Genomic DNA, 1,318 nt, shown 5'->3' on the forward strand with positions numbered 1-1,318 from the left:
GCCGCTGCTGCGCCTTACCGTCCCGGTCCGCCGAGCACCGCACCAGCAACTGCACCCGCACCAGCCCGGTCGACTCCTCCAGCTTCCCCAGCGCCCGGGCGGCGTCGACCGGCCGGGGCCGCACCGGCATGTCCAGCCGCGGCGAACGCGGCTGCCGGTCCCCCAGCACGGCCGCCAACTGGTGCCGGAAGGAGTCCTCCGCATCCCGCGCCCCCACCGCCGCATGCCGCGCATCCCGCCGCGCCTGCGCACGCGCCTCCGCGCGGGCCTCGCTCATGCGCTGCCAGCGCCGCAGCCGGATCCGCCACCGCGGAATCGGCTGCATATCCAGCGCCACCTCGACGCTCTCTCCCAGATCCGAGCGCAGCGTCGCGACCGCGTCCACGATCGGCTGCAGCGGATCCGGGTCCAGCGGCACCTCCCGCAGCCGCCCCACCGGCGCGCCCCGCACCGTGAACTCCGCCCGCGCGGTGAACCGGGACTCCTTGACGCGGGTGCGCTCCACGTCCTCCACCCGTACGCCCCGCAGCGCGGGCACCGTCAGCAGATGCCGCGCCGAGACCGGCGCCTCGACGAAGTAGTCCAGCGGCCGCGTCCCGTCGGCCCGCAGCAGCACCCGCAGCGCCTTGGAGCGGCGCGGCGCCCACCACGGGCCCGAGGCGGCCGCCGTCGACCAGGCGGTCGCCGAGCGCCACAACTGCTCGCCGTCCGGGTCGAACGAGGGGGAGGGGACCAGCCGCAGCCGCACCCGCTTCCGCGACGCGGCCTGGGCCAGGCGCCGTACGGCCATCTCCACCCCGCCGGCCGCCAGCGCACATCCGGCGACGACGGGCAGCGGGTGCTCCACGACCCACAGCACCGCCGCGAAGAGGCCGCGCAGCAGACCCACGGAGGAGTCGATGAGACCGGCCAGCGGCAGCAGCGCCCCGGCGGCCGTCGCGGTCAGCGCGGTCGCGCCGCTCGCCGCGGTCACCGCACGCCCTTCCACCGGCCGTGGACCTTCTTCACCGGCATCCGGGCGGTGCGGTCATCGCGGTATTCCCCGCGCGGGTCCGCCCCGGCCCACACCAGATGCACGACCAGGCGGCCGTGGCCGGCGGTCGTGCGGGCGATGCCGGCCCGCAGCCGCATCCGCGTGAAGCGGTAGCGGTCCCGGGCCGTGGCAGCGCCGCCGACCTTCGAGCGCCAGGCAGACCAGGCGGCCTGTACGGCGCGGCGCTGGACGCCCGCCGCCACCTTTCCGTGGGGCGCGGCCTTCTCCAGGATCCGCTGGATCGCCGCGTCCGCCCGCCGTCCGTCCCCGGCGACCGGCACCCCG

The 1,318-nt window shown here is 77.2% G+C and carries 2 pseudogenes; both read right to left on the reverse strand.

Annotated features, from left to right (window positions below):
- Positions 1-973 (reverse strand): annotated as a pseudogene (locus AN218_RS36845) (ATP/GTP-binding protein); the annotation flags it as partial.
- A pseudogene (locus tag AN218_RS19900) lies at positions 970-1,318 on the reverse strand (hypothetical protein); the annotation flags it as partial. The pseudogenes AN218_RS19900 and AN218_RS36845, both read right to left, overlap by 4 nt.

This window comes from Streptomyces nanshensis (assembly GCF_001751255.1).
GTDB lineage: Bacteria > Actinomycetota > Actinomycetes > Streptomycetales > Streptomycetaceae > Streptomyces > Streptomyces nanshensis_A.